At 41.6% G+C, this 15,156-nt stretch carries 18 protein-coding genes; 12 read left to right on the top strand and 6 right to left on the bottom strand.

What is annotated here, in order from left to right:
• The first annotated feature begins 99 nt into the window (after positions 1-99).
• From A4G13_RS06770 to hda, 12 genes are all read left to right on the top strand, one after another.
• Positions 100-636, top strand: coding sequence for a hypothetical protein (locus A4G13_RS06770; protein ID WP_011201047.1), 537 nt, complete (start codon positions 100-102; stop codon positions 634-636).
• 293 nt (positions 637-929) lie between these two features.
• On the top strand, positions 930-1,244 hold the full coding sequence (locus A4G13_RS06765; protein WP_165898014.1) for a transposase: 315 nt from the start codon (positions 930-932) through the stop codon (positions 1,242-1,244).
• Positions 1,232-2,068 carry an IS3 family transposase gene (locus A4G13_RS06760; RefSeq protein WP_165898047.1) on the top strand — a complete coding sequence of 279 codons (837 nt, stop codon included), beginning with the start codon at positions 1,232-1,234 and terminating at the stop codon, positions 2,066-2,068. Before A4G13_RS06765 ends, A4G13_RS06760 begins: the two co-directional genes overlap by 13 nt.
• Positions 2,069-2,220: 152 nt before the next feature.
• Positions 2,221-2,757, top strand: a complete 537-nt coding sequence (locus tag A4G13_RS06755) for a hypothetical protein (protein ID WP_090656765.1) — start codon at positions 2,221-2,223, stop codon at positions 2,755-2,757.
• A gap of 12 nt (positions 2,758-2,769) precedes the next feature.
• Positions 2,770-3,363 carry an imidazole glycerol phosphate synthase subunit HisH gene (gene hisH, locus A4G13_RS06750; protein WP_090656756.1) on the top strand — a complete coding sequence of 198 codons (594 nt, stop codon included), beginning with the start codon at positions 2,770-2,772 and terminating at the stop codon, positions 3,361-3,363.
• Positions 3,363-4,064: an MOSC domain-containing protein gene (locus A4G13_RS06745; protein ID WP_090656753.1), complete on the top strand. Its 702-nt coding sequence runs from the start codon at positions 3,363-3,365 to the stop codon at positions 4,062-4,064. Before hisH ends, A4G13_RS06745 begins: the two co-directional genes overlap by 1 nt.
• Positions 4,065-4,078: 14 nt before the next feature.
• Complete coding sequence (gene hisA, locus A4G13_RS06740; protein WP_090656752.1) at positions 4,079-4,828, top strand: 1-(5-phosphoribosyl)-5-[(5-phosphoribosylamino)methylideneamino]imidazole-4-carboxamide isomerase; 750 nt, start codon at positions 4,079-4,081, stop codon at positions 4,826-4,828.
• The gene (gene hisF / locus A4G13_RS06735) at positions 4,810-5,583 is read left to right on the top strand and encodes an imidazole glycerol phosphate synthase subunit HisF (protein ID WP_090656751.1); all 774 of its coding nucleotides are present in this window, start codon (positions 4,810-4,812) and stop codon (positions 5,581-5,583) included. The genes hisA and hisF overlap by 19 nt, the downstream gene beginning before the upstream one ends.
• A gap of 108 nt (positions 5,584-5,691) precedes the next feature.
• Positions 5,692-6,333: a bifunctional phosphoribosyl-AMP cyclohydrolase/phosphoribosyl-ATP diphosphatase HisIE gene (gene hisIE, locus A4G13_RS06730; protein WP_090656750.1), complete on the top strand. Its 642-nt coding sequence runs from the start codon at positions 5,692-5,694 to the stop codon at positions 6,331-6,333.
• A 145-nt stretch (positions 6,334-6,478) separates the two neighbouring features.
• Positions 6,479-7,105 carry a uracil phosphoribosyltransferase gene (gene upp / locus A4G13_RS06725; protein WP_011201040.1) on the top strand — a complete coding sequence of 209 codons (627 nt, stop codon included), beginning with the start codon at positions 6,479-6,481 and terminating at the stop codon, positions 7,103-7,105.
• Between the two features lie 43 nt (positions 7,106-7,148).
• Positions 7,149-8,390 (top strand): nucleobase:cation symporter-2 family protein, encoded by a 1,242-nt coding sequence (locus A4G13_RS06720; protein WP_090656749.1) that lies wholly within the window; start codon positions 7,149-7,151, stop codon positions 8,388-8,390.
• An 82-nt stretch (positions 8,391-8,472) separates the two neighbouring features.
• Complete coding sequence (gene hda / locus A4G13_RS06715) at positions 8,473-9,171, top strand: DnaA inactivator Hda (RefSeq protein WP_090656748.1); 699 nt, start codon at positions 8,473-8,475, stop codon at positions 9,169-9,171.
• 69 nt (positions 9,172-9,240) lie between these two features.
• Here the strand turns inward: hda and A4G13_RS06710 are convergent, their stop codons facing one another.
• From A4G13_RS06710 to plsX, 6 genes are all read right to left on the bottom strand, one after another.
• Positions 9,241-10,590 (bottom strand): anaerobic C4-dicarboxylate transporter, encoded by a 1,350-nt coding sequence (locus A4G13_RS06710; RefSeq protein WP_011201037.1) that lies wholly within the window; start codon positions 10,588-10,590, stop codon positions 9,241-9,243.
• Positions 10,591-10,822: 232 nt separating this feature from the next.
• Positions 10,823-11,053 (bottom strand): acyl carrier protein, encoded by a 231-nt coding sequence (gene acpP, locus A4G13_RS06705; protein WP_005759872.1) that lies wholly within the window; start codon positions 11,051-11,053, stop codon positions 10,823-10,825.
• 260 nt (positions 11,054-11,313) lie between these two features.
• The gene (gene fabG / locus A4G13_RS06700) at positions 11,314-12,042 is read right to left on the bottom strand and encodes a 3-oxoacyl-ACP reductase FabG (RefSeq protein WP_090656747.1); all 729 of its coding nucleotides are present in this window, start codon (positions 12,040-12,042) and stop codon (positions 11,314-11,316) included.
• A gap of 90 nt (positions 12,043-12,132) precedes the next feature.
• Complete coding sequence (fabD, locus tag A4G13_RS06695; RefSeq protein ID WP_011201034.1) at positions 12,133-13,071, bottom strand: ACP S-malonyltransferase; 939 nt, start codon at positions 13,069-13,071, stop codon at positions 12,133-12,135.
• A gap of 64 nt (positions 13,072-13,135) precedes the next feature.
• Entirely contained in the window at positions 13,136-14,086 is a 951-nt protein-coding gene (locus A4G13_RS06690) for a beta-ketoacyl-ACP synthase III (RefSeq protein WP_090656746.1), read from the bottom strand.
• A gap of 40 nt (positions 14,087-14,126) precedes the next feature.
• Complete coding sequence (gene plsX / locus A4G13_RS06685; RefSeq protein ID WP_090656743.1) at positions 14,127-15,143, bottom strand: phosphate acyltransferase PlsX; 1,017 nt, start codon at positions 15,141-15,143, stop codon at positions 14,127-14,129.
• Positions 15,144-15,156 lie beyond the last annotated feature (13 nt).

Raw genomic sequence — 15,156 nt, 5'->3', positions numbered from 1 at the left:
TAACTTAGCACGCAAGTGCTAGGCTTAAAAGTGCGGTTGATTTTTACAAATTTTTTGTGAAATTTGATCGCTTGTGACAAATAAAAAAGGAATATAAAAATGAAAAAATTATCTTTAGCTTTATCTATTTTATTGCTTGCTGGCTGTATGGGTACGGAATTATCTACAAAAGATAAAACTTATAATGCCTCAACTGATGCCCGTATTCGCATATTTGGTCAAAATGGCAGACCATCAACACTTACCATCGAACATAATGGAAATAAAGAAAAAATTACAATTGGCGGAGGTGTAGGACAGGCGTTTTCATCACTTGTTGGTGCAAAAGGAAACGAATCTATCGGTATGCCTGAATCTGTATATAGCAAGGATCCTAGCCAATTTTCAAATATCGGTTCAACACCATTTTTCAAAGAATTTATTATTCCAGCGAATGCGAAAGTAAATGTAAAGAACGAGATTATGAGCGCTCCACATATATTTAAAGATGTTACAACAGGTAAAACAACAACGACATACTACAAATGTTCGGGTGGAAAGGAAATCTCATTTGTTGCTGAAGCCGGTAAAAATTATGAAGTGATTCCAAGTAGCTCAACAAACGAATGTGGCGTAACACTTAATGAATTAAATTAACTATGATCACCGACACAAACTGTTCAAACCTGTCATCTGTAAAATTTGCATTCGACAGTTTGTAAGAAATAACAGATAGTTCAAGCGTCTACGATTGGACTGAAAAATTGGTTTAGGCACAAGCAAGGACGCTTGCGCCAACGGGGTTGTAATTTGATTAAAGCGAAATTAACATCGCTATCAAATCTCCCCTAACCCCTCTTTTCTAAAGAGGGGGATAAATAGTTGTAGTGGTAGACTAATTCCGCAGTCCTCAATAAGTGATAAAATAACATCACAAATGAGGAAATATTATGAGAAGAACATTTAGCGCAGAATATAAAGCTGAAGCAGTAAAATTAGTGACTGAACGAGGATATTCAGTTTCTCAAGCTTGCCGAGAGTTAGGTGTGGGTGAAACAGCACTTCGTCGCTGGATAAGTCAAGTTCAAGCGGAGCAACAAGGTTACGTTTTAGCTGGTTCAAAGCCAATTAGCCCAGAACAACAACGAATTCGAGAACTTGAAAATCGTATTAAAGAACTTGAAGAAGATAAGGCCATTTTAAAAAAGGCTACAGCGATTTTAATGTCACTCGAAAACAAAAATACCAAGTCATTACGACGTTAAAATCGCGAGGAATCAACCGGTTATGTGAGCTATTTAGCGTGTCTGAAAGTGCTTACTACGCCCATTTGCGCACAGCCAAAAAGCCAGCGAAACACACAGCTTTAGCCGTTGAAATCAAGGCAATTTTTGATGCAAGCCGAAGTTCAGCAGGCAAACGAACGATTCAATCGCATTTGAAAGAGAAAGGTATTTTTGTGGGGTTGTATTTAATTCGTAAGTTAATGAATAAGCAAGGATTATTTAGTAAGCAACCGCAAAAATGGCGCAATCCTAGTAAAGGAAACAGTCAAGTTTTTGAGAATATACTAAGTCGAGAATTTACGCCTGATAGCCAAACGACCGTGCTATGTGGTGACACGACCTATATAAAAATCAATGGGATATGGTGCTATTTAGCAGTGGTAATTAATTTATTAAATCGTCAAGTCGTCGGTTGGAAGCTAAGTCGCTATCATGATAGTGAGCTGGTTAAAGATGCACTGAATCATGCGATGCTGAATATTGAACGCACGGAGCGAATGTTGTTCCATTCAGACCAAGGTAGTATTTATGGCAGTGAAATCTTTACTGATTCAGTTAAGAAACATGGGCTTACACAAAGTATGAGCCGTCGTGGTAACTGTTGGGACAATGCGCCGGTGGAGCGTTGGTTTCGAAGTTTTAAATATGAATGGATGCTGAAAGGTGGTTATAGTGATTTTGAAAGTGCTGTAAATGATGTGAGAGAATATGTGATGTATTATAATCACATTCGCCCACATAGCTATAATCAAGGTCTATCTCCGATTTTAGCAAAAACAACTTATCGGAGACTGTTAAATTAGTTGACCACTACAAGTCGAATTGAGTATGAGCTCCTTGAATTAGCTCCTCTCTTTTGTAAAGAGGGGTTGGGGGAGATTTTAAATATAGAAGTGCGGTGAAATTTTGCAAAGTTTTTGGGGAATTTGACCGCTTGTAATTGGAGAAAGTTTATATGGATCAGCAATTAATTGATTTAGGTGTTAAGTTATCTGAAGCATTAGTTAAAAACACGGCGTCAGCTATTTTTACGAAAATTAAAGCAAGTAAAGCCAAAAAAGATGATAAAGAAACAATAAATGAATTAGAAGAAATTATTCAGGAATTAATTTCGGATAAAAATGAATTATTGCAAATTTCCCAAGCTTACCAACAAGAACTAATGGCTCAGAAAATTGCTGATAAAGAAATTGACTACATTACGCAAGAGTTAATTCCTAAATTACAAGATTTAGCTAAAGCTACTGGTGGAAATGTTGATGAGGTAGTTAGAATTTTGTCTCCTGTGGTTTCAAAAGAAACTTTTATAATTCTACAATTATTAGGCTTTAATTTTAGGAAAGCTATCGGTGAACCATTAACTACTTTAGTTGAAAAAGCTATTTTATCTAAGTTACCGTTAGATCCCAAAATTCAGGCTGAAATTCAGTTAGAAACTATAAAAGCATTCCAAAATCCAAATGCAGCAAAAGCATTAGGTAAATTAAAATAAAGATATATTTATATGACCAACCTAGTAATCATCGACACAGGCTGTGCAAACCTGTCATCTGTAAAATTTGCATTCGACCGCTTAAATATTAAAGCGGAAATTAGCCGTGATATTGCAACTATCAAATCAGCGGATAAATTGCTATTGCCCGGTGTGGGCACTGCGATGGCGGCGATGAAAATCTTGCAAGATCGCAATTTAATTGAAACCATCCAAAACGCCACTCAACCTATGCTCGGTATCTGTTTAGGTATGCAGCTGATGACGGAGTATTCCAGCGAAGGTAATGTACCGACCCTAAGCCTGATGAGCGGGCATACGGATTTAATCCCGAATACGGGTTTACCGCTGCCGCATATGGGCTGGAACAAAGTGCGTTACGAGCAGGATCACCCGCTATTTGCCGGTATCGAACAAGACAGCCACTTCTATTTTGTGCATAGCTATGCGGTGTTGCCGAATGAACATACCATCGCCACCAGCGATTACGGTGTGCCTTTTAGTGCGGCGTTAGGCTGTAAAAACTTCTACGGCGTACAGTTCCATCCGGAACGTTCCGGCAAAAACGGCGCGCAGTTGTTGAAAAACTTTGTGGAGAATCTGTAATGTCGCATATTCTGGCAGTTAAAGTCGCCCAAGTGGAAACTCTCTCGCTTGCCGACGGTTCAAACATTGAAACGGCAATTCGTAAAAAAGCGGTGGATAAGGTGCGTGTGCACCAACTCGGTGCGGAAGGCAATGATGTGGGCGATAAAAAACATCACGGCGGTGTGGATAAAGCCTTGTTTTTTATGGCGCAAAAATCTTTGGAAAAACTGACCGCACTTTTGAAGCTGGATTACGACTATTTGCAGGATTCCCGCTTCGGCGAAAATTTTGTGGTATCCGAATCGGATGAAAACAGCGTTTGTATCGGCGATCAATACCGCATCGGTTCCGCTCTTGTGGAAGTCTGTCAGCCGCGTAAACCCTGCAATACCTTATCTAAAAATACCGAAGTGCCCGAAACCCGCAAAACCGTAGTGGAAACAGGTTTGGTCGGCTGGTATGTGCGAGTGTTGGAAAACGGCGTGATTGCACGGGGCGATAAACTCGAATTAGTTAAACGCCCTTATCCTGAAATGACCGTCGCCCTAGTGCACGGTTTGTTATCCCAACCGGCAAAAAATTTGGATAAAACCGTTTTAGATAAAGCAATTGCTTGTGCACCGCTGGCGGAAGGTTATAAGAAAACCCTTTATAAACAAGCGGAGAAACTGGCTCAGCAATCCAGCGAAAGCGCATTTTTTAACACGCCGGAATTTTAATACAGGAAAAAACAATGAAAAAATCCATTATTATCCCCGCCCTCGATCTTATTGATGGCAATGTTGTTCGCCTACATCAAGGAGATTACGCCAAACAAACCACATATAGCGATAACCCAATTGAGCAATTTGCCAGTTATTTAGCCCAAGGGGCAGAGCAGTTGCATTTGGTGGATTTAACCGGGGCAAAAGATCCGGCTAAACGTCAAACCGCTTTAATCGGTAAAATTATTGCGGCAACCCATTGTAAAATCCAAGTGGGTGGCGGGATTCGTACCGAGAAAGATTTGGCGGATCTTTTAGCAGTCGGCGCAAACCGTGTGGTAATCGGTTCAACCGCCGTGAAAGAACGCGCGATGGTTAAAGAGTGGTTTAACAAATACGGTGCGGAAAAATTCGTGTTGGCATTAGATGTGAACATTGATGCAAGCGGTCAAAAAATCATTGCAATTAGCGGCTGGCAAGAAGCAAGCGGCGTATCGCTTGAAGAGCTGATTGAAGATTTCCAATCGGTCGGTTTACAACACGTGTTATGTACCGATATTTCCCGTGACGGCACTTTGGCGGGTTCAAACGTAGATTTATATAAAGAAATCTGCGCTAAATATCCGGCTGTAAATTTCCAATCGTCAGGCGGGATCGGTTCGCTTGAGGATATCAAGGCATTAAAAGGCACGGGCGTGGCAGGTGTAATCGTTGGGCGCGCGTTATTGGAAGGCAAATTTAATGTAGCGGAGGCAATCGAATGTTGGCAAAACGGATAATCCCTTGTTTAGATGTACGTAACGGGCAGGTAGTAAAAGGCGTGCAGTTCCGCAATCATGAAATTATTGGCGACATCGTGCCCTTGGCGGCTCGTTATGCGGAAGAGGGGGCGGATGAGTTAGTATTCTATGACATCACCGCTTCATCCGACGGCAGAACGGTGGATAAAAGCTGGGTAGAACGTGTGGCGGAAGTGATCGACATTCCGTTTTGTGTAGCGGGCGGAATCAAAACCATCGAGGATGCGGAAAAATTATTTGCCTTCGGTGCAGATAAAATTTCGATCAACTCTCCGGCATTAGCCGATCCGAATTTAATTACACAATTGGCGGATCGTTTTGGTGTGCAGGCGATCGTAGTGGGTATTGATAGTTGGTTTGAACAAGAAACCGGTAAATACTGGGTGAATCAATACACCGGTGACGAAAGCCGTACCCGCCAAACCAACTGGCAATTACTCGACTGGGTTCAAGAAGTGCAAAAACGTGGCGCCGGTGAAATCGTGTTAAATATGATGAACCAAGACGGCGTGCGCAACGGCTATGATTTAACTCAGCTCAAATTAGTGCGTGATGTGTGCAAAGTGCCTCTTATTGCTTCTGGTGGTGCCGGTGAAATGGTGCATTTCCGCGACGCCTTTATTGAAGCCAATGTGGATGGTGCCTTGGCAGCGAGCGTGTTCCATAAGCAGATTATCAATATTGGGGAGTTGAAGGAATATTTGGCGCAGGAAGGTGTGGAAGTTCGCAGATAACTCGTAGGGACAGGGTTTATCCCTGTCCGTCAAATAAACAACGCTGGACAGACATAAAGTCTGTCCCTACGTAAAAATACATATACGCGGTTAAAATTAAGGAAAAATATGCAAAATAAAATCAACTGGCAAAAAGTCGATAACCTCCTCCCCGTCATCATCCAACACTTCCAAACCTGCGAAGTGTTAATGTTGGGCTATATGAACCAAGAAGCCTTAGCAAAAACCTGTGATGAAAAAGTGGTGACCTTTTTCTCGCGTACTAAACAGCGTTTATGGACAAAAGGCGAAACTTCAGGCAATTTCTTAAATGTGGTGGATATGAGTTTGGATTGCGATAACGATACGTTATTGATTTTAGCGGATCCGATCGGTCCCACTTGCCACACGGGAGAAGAGAGCTGTTTCCATCAGTTTGCAGCACAAAGCGAAGGTGATTGGACTTGGTTTGCCAAGTTAGAGCGTGTGTTGGCAGAGCGTAAATTTGCCGATCCGGAAAGCTCTTATACCGCAACGCTTTATGCTAAAGGCACCAAAAAAATTGCCCAGAAAGTCGGGGAAGAAGGGGTTGAAACCGCTCTTGCCGCCTTGTCTAAAGATAAAGGTGAAATTGTTTCGGAAACGGCGGATTTAATTTATCACTTAACGGTGATGTTGCACGAGCAAAACCTTGAATGGGGAGACGTAATTGATAAATTAAAAGAACGCCATCAAGGTATTGGTTTGCACCCAGAGGGTTCCAATAAATAATGGTTTAAAAGTGCGGTCAAAAATTTCAAAATTTCGACCGCACTTTTTTATCGGGAAAAAATAACGGGGTTAGCCCCTGTTAATTTAAATTGTTCTGATTTAAAATTTACTGATTTTTTAAATAAATTAGATTAAGGAATGTCTTATGAAACTAGTTGAAGTTAAACACCCTTTAGTGAAACATAAATTAGGCTTAATGCGTGCGGCTGATGTAAGTACAAAACATTTCCGTGAATTAGCGACTGAAGTGGGAAGTTTGCTGACTTATGAAGCAACGGCGGATTTAGAAACGGAAATTGTGACGATTGAAGGTTGGTGTGGTCCGGTTGAAGTTCAACGCATTAAAGGCAAAAAAGTAACGGTAGTACCGATCTTACGTGCGGGGCTCGGTATGATGGATGGTGTGTTAGAACACATTCCGAGCGCGCGTATCAGTGTTGTGGGTATGTATCGTGACGAGGAAACCTTAGAACCGGTTCCTTATTTCCAAAAATTAGCCAGTGACATTGAAGAACGTTTAGCTATCGTTGTTGATCCGATGTTGGCAACCGGCGGCTCTATGATTGCAACCATTGACTTATTAAAACAAAAGGGCTGCAAACACATTAAAGTATTGGTTTTAGTTGCGGCGCCGGAAGGTATTAAAGCGTTGGAATCCGCCCATCCGGATATCGAATTGTATACCGCCTCAATTGATGATCATTTAAATCAAGACGGTTACATTATTCCGGGTCTTGGTGATGCGGGCGATAAAATTTTCGGCACAAAATAATTTTTAGTTTCAAGTTAATTTTAATCAGAGAGTTAAAACTTACATGACAAATCAAACAAACGCACCGATTGAGGTGCAGAGTAAAGCGAAACAAGCCTTTGTAGGTTTGCAAATGCTATTCGTGGCATTTGGCGCATTGGTATTAGTGCCGTTAATTACCGGGTTAAATGCAAATACGGCATTGTTAACCGCAGGGATAGGAACATTGTTATTCCAGTTATGTACCGGAAAACAGGTTCCTATTTTTTTGGCCTCTTCATTTGCCTTTATTGCACCGATGCAATACGGTATTCAAACCTGGGGTATCGCAGTCACTATGGGCGGGCTTGCTTTTGCGGGGCTGGTTTATGTCGCATTAAGCGCCTTGGTTAAGATGCGCGGAGCTGGCGCTTTGCAACGCATTTTTCCACCGGTTGTGGTCGGCCCTGTTATCATTATTATTGGTATGGGTTTGGCACCTACCGCAGTAGATATGGCGCTTGGCAAAAATAGTGCTTATAGCTATAACGACGCGGTGTTGGTTTCCATGGTTACTTTGCTTACTACCTTGTGTGTCGCGATTTTCTCTAAGGGCATGATGAAGCTGATTCCTATTATGTTCGGGATAGCGGTCGGTTATATTTTGTGTTTGTTCTTAGGTTTAATTGATTTTCAACCCGTATTGAACGCACCTTGGTTCAGCTTACCGGAGATCACTACGCCGGAATTTAAACTGGAAGCGATTTTATACTTATTACCAATCGCTATTGCACCTGCCGTTGAGCATGTCGGCGGTATCATGGCGATCAGTTCCGTTACCGGCAAGGATTTTATTCGTAAACCCGGCTTACACCGCACTTTATTAGGCGACGGTGTGGCGACAACAGCCGCCTCTTTATTGGGTGGTCCGCCGAATACGACTTATGCGGAAGTCACCGGTGCGGTTATGTTAACCCGCAATTTCAACCCGAATATTATGACCTGGGCGGCGGTTTGGGCAATCGGTATTTCATTCTGTGGCAAAGTCGGCGCATTTTTATCAACCATTCCGACTATCGTTATGGGCGGTATTATGATGTTAGTGTTCGGTTCGATTGCGGTGGTAGGGATGAGTACCTTAATTCGCGATAAAGTGGATGTAACGGAAGCCCGTAACCTCTGTATTATTTCGGTAGTGATGACCTTTGGTATCGGCGGTATGTTTGTGAATGTGGGAGAGCTTTCTCTCAAAGGTATCAGCTTATGTGCGGTGGTCGCCATTGTATTGAACCTGTTGTTACCGAAAGCAAAAAATCAGATGGAATAAATAAAAAATGGGGTTGGGCCTTGCCTAACCCTATTTTTTTCAGCTATATTCTTACCTCATTTATTTTAGTTAGGATTATTTTTTGTCAGAGCATCAACTTCCTTTACCGATTCATCAAATTGACGACGAAACCCTGGATAATTTTTTTGTAGGTCATAATGATCTGCTGGTTGATTCTTTATCTAAAAATATTGCCTGCCTTAAACAGCAATTCTTTTATGTATGGGGCGCCGAAGGAAGCGGTAAAAGCCACTTATTGAAAGCGGTGTCTAATCAATTTTTATTGCAGAATCGCCCTGCAATTTATGTACCTTTAAGCAAATCTCAGTATTTTTCTCCCGCAGTTTTAGAAAATCTGGAATACCAGGATGCGGTATGTCTTGATGACTTACAGCTTGTGGTTGGTAATGAAGAATGGGAAATCGCGATTTTTGATTTGTTTAACCGCATTAAAGAAAAAGAAAATACTTTATTATTAATCAGTGCCAATCAATCGCCTAACGCATTGTCGATTAAGTTGCCTGATCTTGCTTCACGTTTAACCTGGGGCGAAATTTATCATCTTAATGTATTTACCGATGAAGAAAAAATTCTGGTCTTACAACGTAATGCCCATGAACGCGGGATTGAATTGCCTGATGAAACGGCAAATTTTCTATTAAAACGTTTAGACCGCGATATGCACACCTTATTTGACGCTTTGCTTAAATTGGATAAGGCTTCCTTGCAAGCGCAGCGCAAACTCACCATTCCTTTCGTGAAAGAAACTCTCGGACTTTAAACAATAAAAAGTGCGGTCAAAACTTTGAAAATTTTGACCGCACTTTTAAGATGATATTGTTTGATTAAATTAAACAATAATCATATGAGCTAAGGCATAACCTACCAAACAAGCTGTGGTTACACCGATAAGACCCGGTATCATGAAGCTGTGGTTGAAGTAGTATTTACCGATTTTGGTTGTACCCGTTACGTCAAAGTTCACGGTTGCGATATCTGACGGATAGTTAGGAATGAAGAAGTACGCGTAAGTCGCCGGGATTAAACCGACTAATACGGGCGCCGGTAAGCCTAAGCTGATACCTACTGGCAACATCATTACCGCGGTTGCCGCCTGGCTGTTGATTACTACGGATACGGCAAATAGAGCGAAAGCGAATGTCCAAGGATAGCTTTCAACCATAGTAGTTACCGCCGCTTTGAATTCAGGCATTGCGTATGAGAAGTATGTATCACTCATCCATGCAATACCGTAAATTGCGATACATGCCACCATACCTGATTTAAACACCACACCGTTTGGTACGGATTGCGGATTGGTTTTGGTTGCGATTAAGATAATACCGCCGAAACAGAGCATCATCATTTGGATAATGAATGACATAGAAATCGCTTTCACCGGTTTGCCATCCACCGGCACACCTACTGTGCGGATTTCAGGAAGCATTGCGATGACTACAACGGTAACAAGCGAAAGTACGAATAACCATACCGCCATTTTTGCCGAACGAGGTAATTCCGCATCTAAAGAGGTTGCAGTCGTATTTAAAATACGATCGCGCCAAGTCGGATCTTTTAAACGACGTTGATATTCCGGATCATCTTCCAATTCTTTACCGCGACGTAAGCTGTAAAGCGCCATTGCCATAGTACCGACGAAAGTTGCCGGAACGGTCACTGAAATAATGTTCAACAATGTGATATGTTCATAGCCCGGCATTTTAGTGATTTGCGTTAAATAATAAGCAATTGCCGCGGATAACGGGCTGGATGTAATAGCTAATTGCGAAGCTACGGATGAAACCGCCATCGGACGTTCCGGACGGATTTTGTTTTTTAACGCGATATCACCGATGATCGGCATTACGGAGTAAACTGAGTGACCGGTACCTAACATGAATGTCATTACGTAAGTTACCATCGGCGCTAAAATAGTTACGCGTTTTGGGTTACTGCGCAGTACGCGTTCTGCAATTTGTAACATATATTTTAAACCGCCGGCCGCTTCAAGTATGGAGGCACAAGTTACTACAGCTAAGATTACAAGCATTACATCAATTGGCGCTTTACCTAACGGCATACGAAGTATGAATACTTCAATAACCAGCCCGATACCTGAAATTACCCCAAGACCAATACCGCCGAAACGGCTACCCGTATAAAGCATTAATAATAGAAACAGAAATTCTAAATAAAGCATGATTAATTCCCCGAAAGAGTTATTTTTAAAAACTACGCAAATGATACGTGAATTAGAAATGCTTTCAATTGATTTAATTCATTTATTACAGGATTCTTATAAAAGTTTTATTTAAATCAAAAAAATGTAATAAGTTGGTTATTTTTTAGCTATTCAGGGATAACACAAAAAGATGAAAGGGGGGAGAATGAGATAAAAAATTAAGGCGGTTATTACCGCCTTAATGAATTAATTATTGATTGTTTTGAACGTAATCAATTGCTGATTGAACCGTTGTAATTTTTTCAGCTTCTTCATCAGGAATTTCGATATCGAATTCTTCTTCTAAAGCCATTACTAATTCAACTGTGTCTAAAGAGTCGGCACCTAAGTCTTCGATGAAAGACGCTTCGGATTTAACTTCTTCTTCTTTAACACCTAATTGATCAACAATGATTTTTTTTACGCGTTCTTCAATGCTCATTTTTTTTTCCTATTGTAGTTCTCGCCCAATGCGATAAGGTAAATAGTGTATGTATTTTTCCAAAACTTGCAAGCTATTTCTTTGCGTGGTCAAACCACAATACAAACAAATTGGAACATACAAACGGTTAGAAATCAGTTACGTTTTTGCATACGCTGTTGCGTAACTCACGTTATAGCAAGGTTAATTCTAGCATTAAGACTAATGCTTTGCCATGCTTTTTATCCTTTTTCTGTTTTCGGAACGGAATAAGAATAAAATTATGCCATATATAAGCCGCCGTTTACGTGTAAAGTAGTTCCGGTAATATAGCCCGCATCTTCGGATGCAAGGAAAGCAACCGCTTTGGCAATATCTTTAGGTTCACCTAAATGACCGGCAGGAACATTAGTTAAAATCCCCGCTTTTTGCTCTTCTGTTAATACTTCTGTCATGTCGGTTGCAATAAAGCCCGGAGCAACAACGTTTACCGTAATTCCACGAGACGCCACTTCCTTGGCAAGCCCTTTACTGAAACCGATTAAACCGGCTTTTGCCGCGCAGTAATTGGACTGACCCGGGTTACCGCTTGAACCGACAACCGAACCGATAGTGATAATACGGCCGAAACGTTTTTTCATCATAGTACGCAACATCGCTTTAGATAAGCGATAAACGGAAGTGAGGTTGGTTTGAATAATGTCAAACCATTCGTCATCTTTCATGCGCATTAACAGGTTGTCACGGGTAATGCCCGCATTATTTACAAGGATATCAATATCACCGAATTCTTTTTTGATTTGTTCCAAAACGGATTCGATAGATTCCTGATCAGCTACGTTTAACACGAAACCTTTGCCTTTTTCACCTAAATAAGCGGAAATACTTTCCGCTCCTTTTTCTGATGTTGCGGTACCAATAACAAAAGCGCCTTTTGTCGCTAATTCTTCCGCAATCGCGCGACCGATACCGCGGGTTGCGCCTGTTACTAATGCGATTTTGCCTTGCATATTTGTCTCCTAACGTTTGTAGGCGGGGGTTAAAAAACCACCGGATAAATAGACCCTGGTAAATGGCAGGCGAAAACCCACCACGAATAATTAAGCTAAAATTTCTTTTACCGTTTCTAATGATTTCGCATCATTTACTTGTTGTGCCGAAAGTTCTTTAACGATTCGGCCGGTTAAACCGGTTAATACTTTGCCCGGTCCCATTTCAAGTAAAACTTCGATATTATTTTTAGCCATGCGTTCAACGATTTCAGTCCAACGAACAGGGCTGTAAAGTTGGCGAACAAGGGCGGTTCGAATTGCTTCTGCATCATTTTCCGCTTTCACGTCGACATTGTTGATAACGGCAATTTCAGGCGCTTTGAACGAAATACTTTCTAAGGAAACCGCAAGCTGATCCGCCGCCGGTTTCATCAATGCGCAATGAGAAGGAACACTTACCGCTAATGGTAACGCACGTTTTGCGCCAGCTTCTTTACAAGCAGCTGCGGCACGCTCGACAGCGGCTTTGCTACCGGCAATAACAACTTGTCCAGGAGAGTTAAAGTTTACTGCGGAAACCACTTCGCCTTGTTCGGCGGCTTTACAGGCGTTAATAATAGATTCGTTATCTAAACCGATGATTGCGTACATTGCGCCTGTACCTTCCGGCACGGCTTGTTGCATTAATTTACCGCGTAATTCAACTAATTTAATAGCATCCTGAAAATCAATAACGCCTGCGCAAACTAAAGCGGAATATTCACCCAAGCTATGGCCGGCCATCACTTCGGGTTTTAATTCCGGGTATTGTTGTTGCCAAATACGGTAAATTGCCACTGAAGCTGCTAAAAGTGCGGGCTGAGTTTGCCAGGTTTTGTTAAGTTCTTCGGCAGGACCTTGTTGCACGAGTTGCCATAAGTCATAACCTAAGACTTCGGAAGCTTGTTTAAAGGTTTCTTGAACAACGGGAAATTGTTCGGCAAGTTCAGCCAGCATACCTACTGATTGCGATCCCTGACCCGGGAAAACCATTGCAAATTTTTTCATTGTATTTCCTATTTTATTGAATTCCGAGTGAAAACCTCAATAAAAATATTGAGGAGTTTATATATTAAAAACGAACGAGAGCGGAGCCCCAAGTCCAACCACCGCCAAAGGCTTCAAGCAGAAGGAGTTGCCCCCGTTTGATCCGTCCGTCGCGAACGGCTTCGTCTAATGCGACAGGTACCGTTGCAGCGCTGTTATTGCCGTATTTTTCTATGGTTAATACAACTTGTGACATATCCATATCTAATTTTTTTGCCGTTGCCGAAATAATACGGATATTGGCTTGATGAGGAATCAGCCAGTCTAAGTCGGATTTCTGCAAATTATTTTTTTCTAAGGTTTCTTCTACGACGCTTGAAAGCTGACCCACGGCAAGTTTAAAGGTGGCATTACCCTGCATTGTGATATAGCCGGATTTGTCTTCACCGCGTTCAATATGAGGCAATGAAAGCATATCTTCCTTATCGGCGGATGCATGTAAATGGGTTGAGACGATGCCTTGTTGTTCGCTTGCCTCTAAAATAACGGCACCGGCACCGTCACCAAATAAAACCACCGTACTGCGATCGGTTTCATCAAGATGGCGGGAATTTAGATCAGAGCCGATGACCAAGGCTTTTTTCACTTGCCCGCTTTTAATAAATTGATCGGCGACAGAAAGCGCATAAACGAAACCGGTACAGGCTGCGGCGACATCAAAGGATATTGCGTCTTTAATATTTAAAATACCTTGGATTTGACAGGCCGCACTTGGATAAGAATGGGAATTAGTTGTTGTACCTACAATAATAAGCTCTATTTCCTGCGGATCTAAATTTGCCATTTCCAAGGCTTTTGCCGCCGCATTGGCACCCATCGTCGCCGATGTTTCATCCGTTGCGGCGATACGGCGTTCCTTCATGCCTGAACGGGTATAAATCCATTCGTCCGAAGTATCGACCATTTTTTCTAAATCGGCGTTAGTACGCACTTGTGCAGGTAAATAACTACCTGTGGCTAAGATTTTACTGTACATAATGTTCTCGTTATGTCACAACTTTATTAAAATTTTTAGATTATTTTTGTAACCCTGCCAATATTTTTTCAGGAATTTGTTGGCGGGCCTGTAATGCAGCATCATGAATCGCATTATTAAATGCCTCAATATTTGCAGCGCCATGGCTTTTAACAACGATTGAGGTTAATCCGATTAATGATGCCCCGTTATATTGATCCGGGTTTATTTTTTGTAAACGTTGATAACTGTCTTTAAACAGCAATTTTATTAACCAATTAAACAGAGGTTTTAATAAATGATTGCGCGATTTTCCTTTTATTAAGGAAATCACATTTTTTGCCGCCCCTTCGAGGGTTTTCAGGGCTATATTACCCACAAACCCGTCACTGACGATAACATCTGCTTTGCCGTTTAACAGGAGATTTCCTTCGATAAAACCGATGTAATTGAGCGAACTGTTGCCTGTTAATAAATCGGCGGCTTCGCGAATGGATTTATAACCTTTAATTTCTTCAATGCCTATATTCAATAAAGCAATCCGGGGGAAAACCAAATCAAGTTGATTTTCTGCAAAAATAGCACCCATTAAAGCAAATTGGTATAAATTATTCGCGTTGCAATCTATATTTGCTCCTAAGTCCAGCATAACCGTGCGACCGCCGTCCATTGTCGGCAGCAGAGAAATAAGCGCCGGACGATCAATTCCTTTTAACGGTTGCAAAAGTACCTTTGATAATCCCATTAAAGCACCGGTATTGCCGGCACTGACACAACCTTGAGCCTCGCCTTTTTGTACCGCTTCGATAGCTAAACGCATAGACGTTCCTTTACTATGACGTAAGGCATAGGATAAACCTTGATTATTTTCAACTACACGAGAGCAATGACAAACACGGAGACGTTCTTTCAGAGCGGACGGAACTTGTTCCAATAAGGGATTTATTTGCTGGCTGTCGCCAAACAAAAGCAAAGATAGCATTGGATCTTTTTCCAACGCTTTTATAGACGCAGGGATAGTAATACGGGGACCAATGTCCCCGCCCATCACATCTAACGCAAGGGTTAGACGACTCAAGTGATTACCTTAA

The organism is Basfia succiniciproducens (assembly GCF_011455875.1).
Classification (GTDB): domain Bacteria; phylum Pseudomonadota; class Gammaproteobacteria; order Enterobacterales; family Pasteurellaceae; genus Basfia; species Basfia succiniciproducens.
Note: the sequence above shows the minus strand (reverse complement) of the source record. Positions and strands in the feature narration are given on the sequence as shown.

Coding starts and splice junctions, on each gene's coding strand:
- A4G13_RS06770 (WP_011201047.1), top strand. CDS start 100: ATGAAAAAATTATCTTTAGCTTTATCTATTTTATTGCTTGCTGGCTGT.
- A4G13_RS06765 (WP_165898014.1), top strand. CDS start 930: ATGAGAAGAACATTTAGCGCAGAATATAAAGCTGAAGCAGTAAAATTA.
- A4G13_RS06755 (WP_090656765.1), top strand. CDS start 2,221: ATGGATCAGCAATTAATTGATTTAGGTGTTAAGTTATCTGAAGCATTA.
- hisH (WP_090656756.1), top strand. CDS start 2,770: ATGACCAACCTAGTAATCATCGACACAGGCTGTGCAAACCTGTCATCT.
- A4G13_RS06745 (WP_090656753.1), top strand. CDS start 3,363: ATGTCGCATATTCTGGCAGTTAAAGTCGCCCAAGTGGAAACTCTCTCG.
- hisA (WP_090656752.1), top strand. CDS start 4,079: ATGAAAAAATCCATTATTATCCCCGCCCTCGATCTTATTGATGGCAAT.
- hisF (WP_090656751.1), top strand. CDS start 4,810: ATGTTGGCAAAACGGATAATCCCTTGTTTAGATGTACGTAACGGGCAG.
- hisIE (WP_090656750.1), top strand. CDS start 5,692: ATGCAAAATAAAATCAACTGGCAAAAAGTCGATAACCTCCTCCCCGTC.
- upp (WP_011201040.1), top strand. CDS start 6,479: ATGAAACTAGTTGAAGTTAAACACCCTTTAGTGAAACATAAATTAGGC.
- A4G13_RS06720 (WP_090656749.1), top strand. CDS start 7,149: ATGACAAATCAAACAAACGCACCGATTGAGGTGCAGAGTAAAGCGAAA.
- A4G13_RS06710 (WP_011201037.1), bottom strand. CDS start 10,590: ATGCTTTATTTAGAATTTCTGTTTCTATTATTAATGCTTTATACGGGT.
- acpP (WP_005759872.1), bottom strand. CDS start 11,053: ATGAGCATTGAAGAACGCGTAAAAAAAATCATTGTTGATCAATTAGGT.
- fabG (WP_090656747.1), bottom strand. CDS start 12,042: ATGCAAGGCAAAATCGCATTAGTAACAGGCGCAACCCGCGGTATCGGT.
- fabD (WP_011201034.1), bottom strand. CDS start 13,071: ATGAAAAAATTTGCAATGGTTTTCCCGGGTCAGGGATCGCAATCAGTA.
- A4G13_RS06690 (WP_090656746.1), bottom strand. CDS start 14,086: ATGTACAGTAAAATCTTAGCCACAGGTAGTTATTTACCTGCACAAGTG.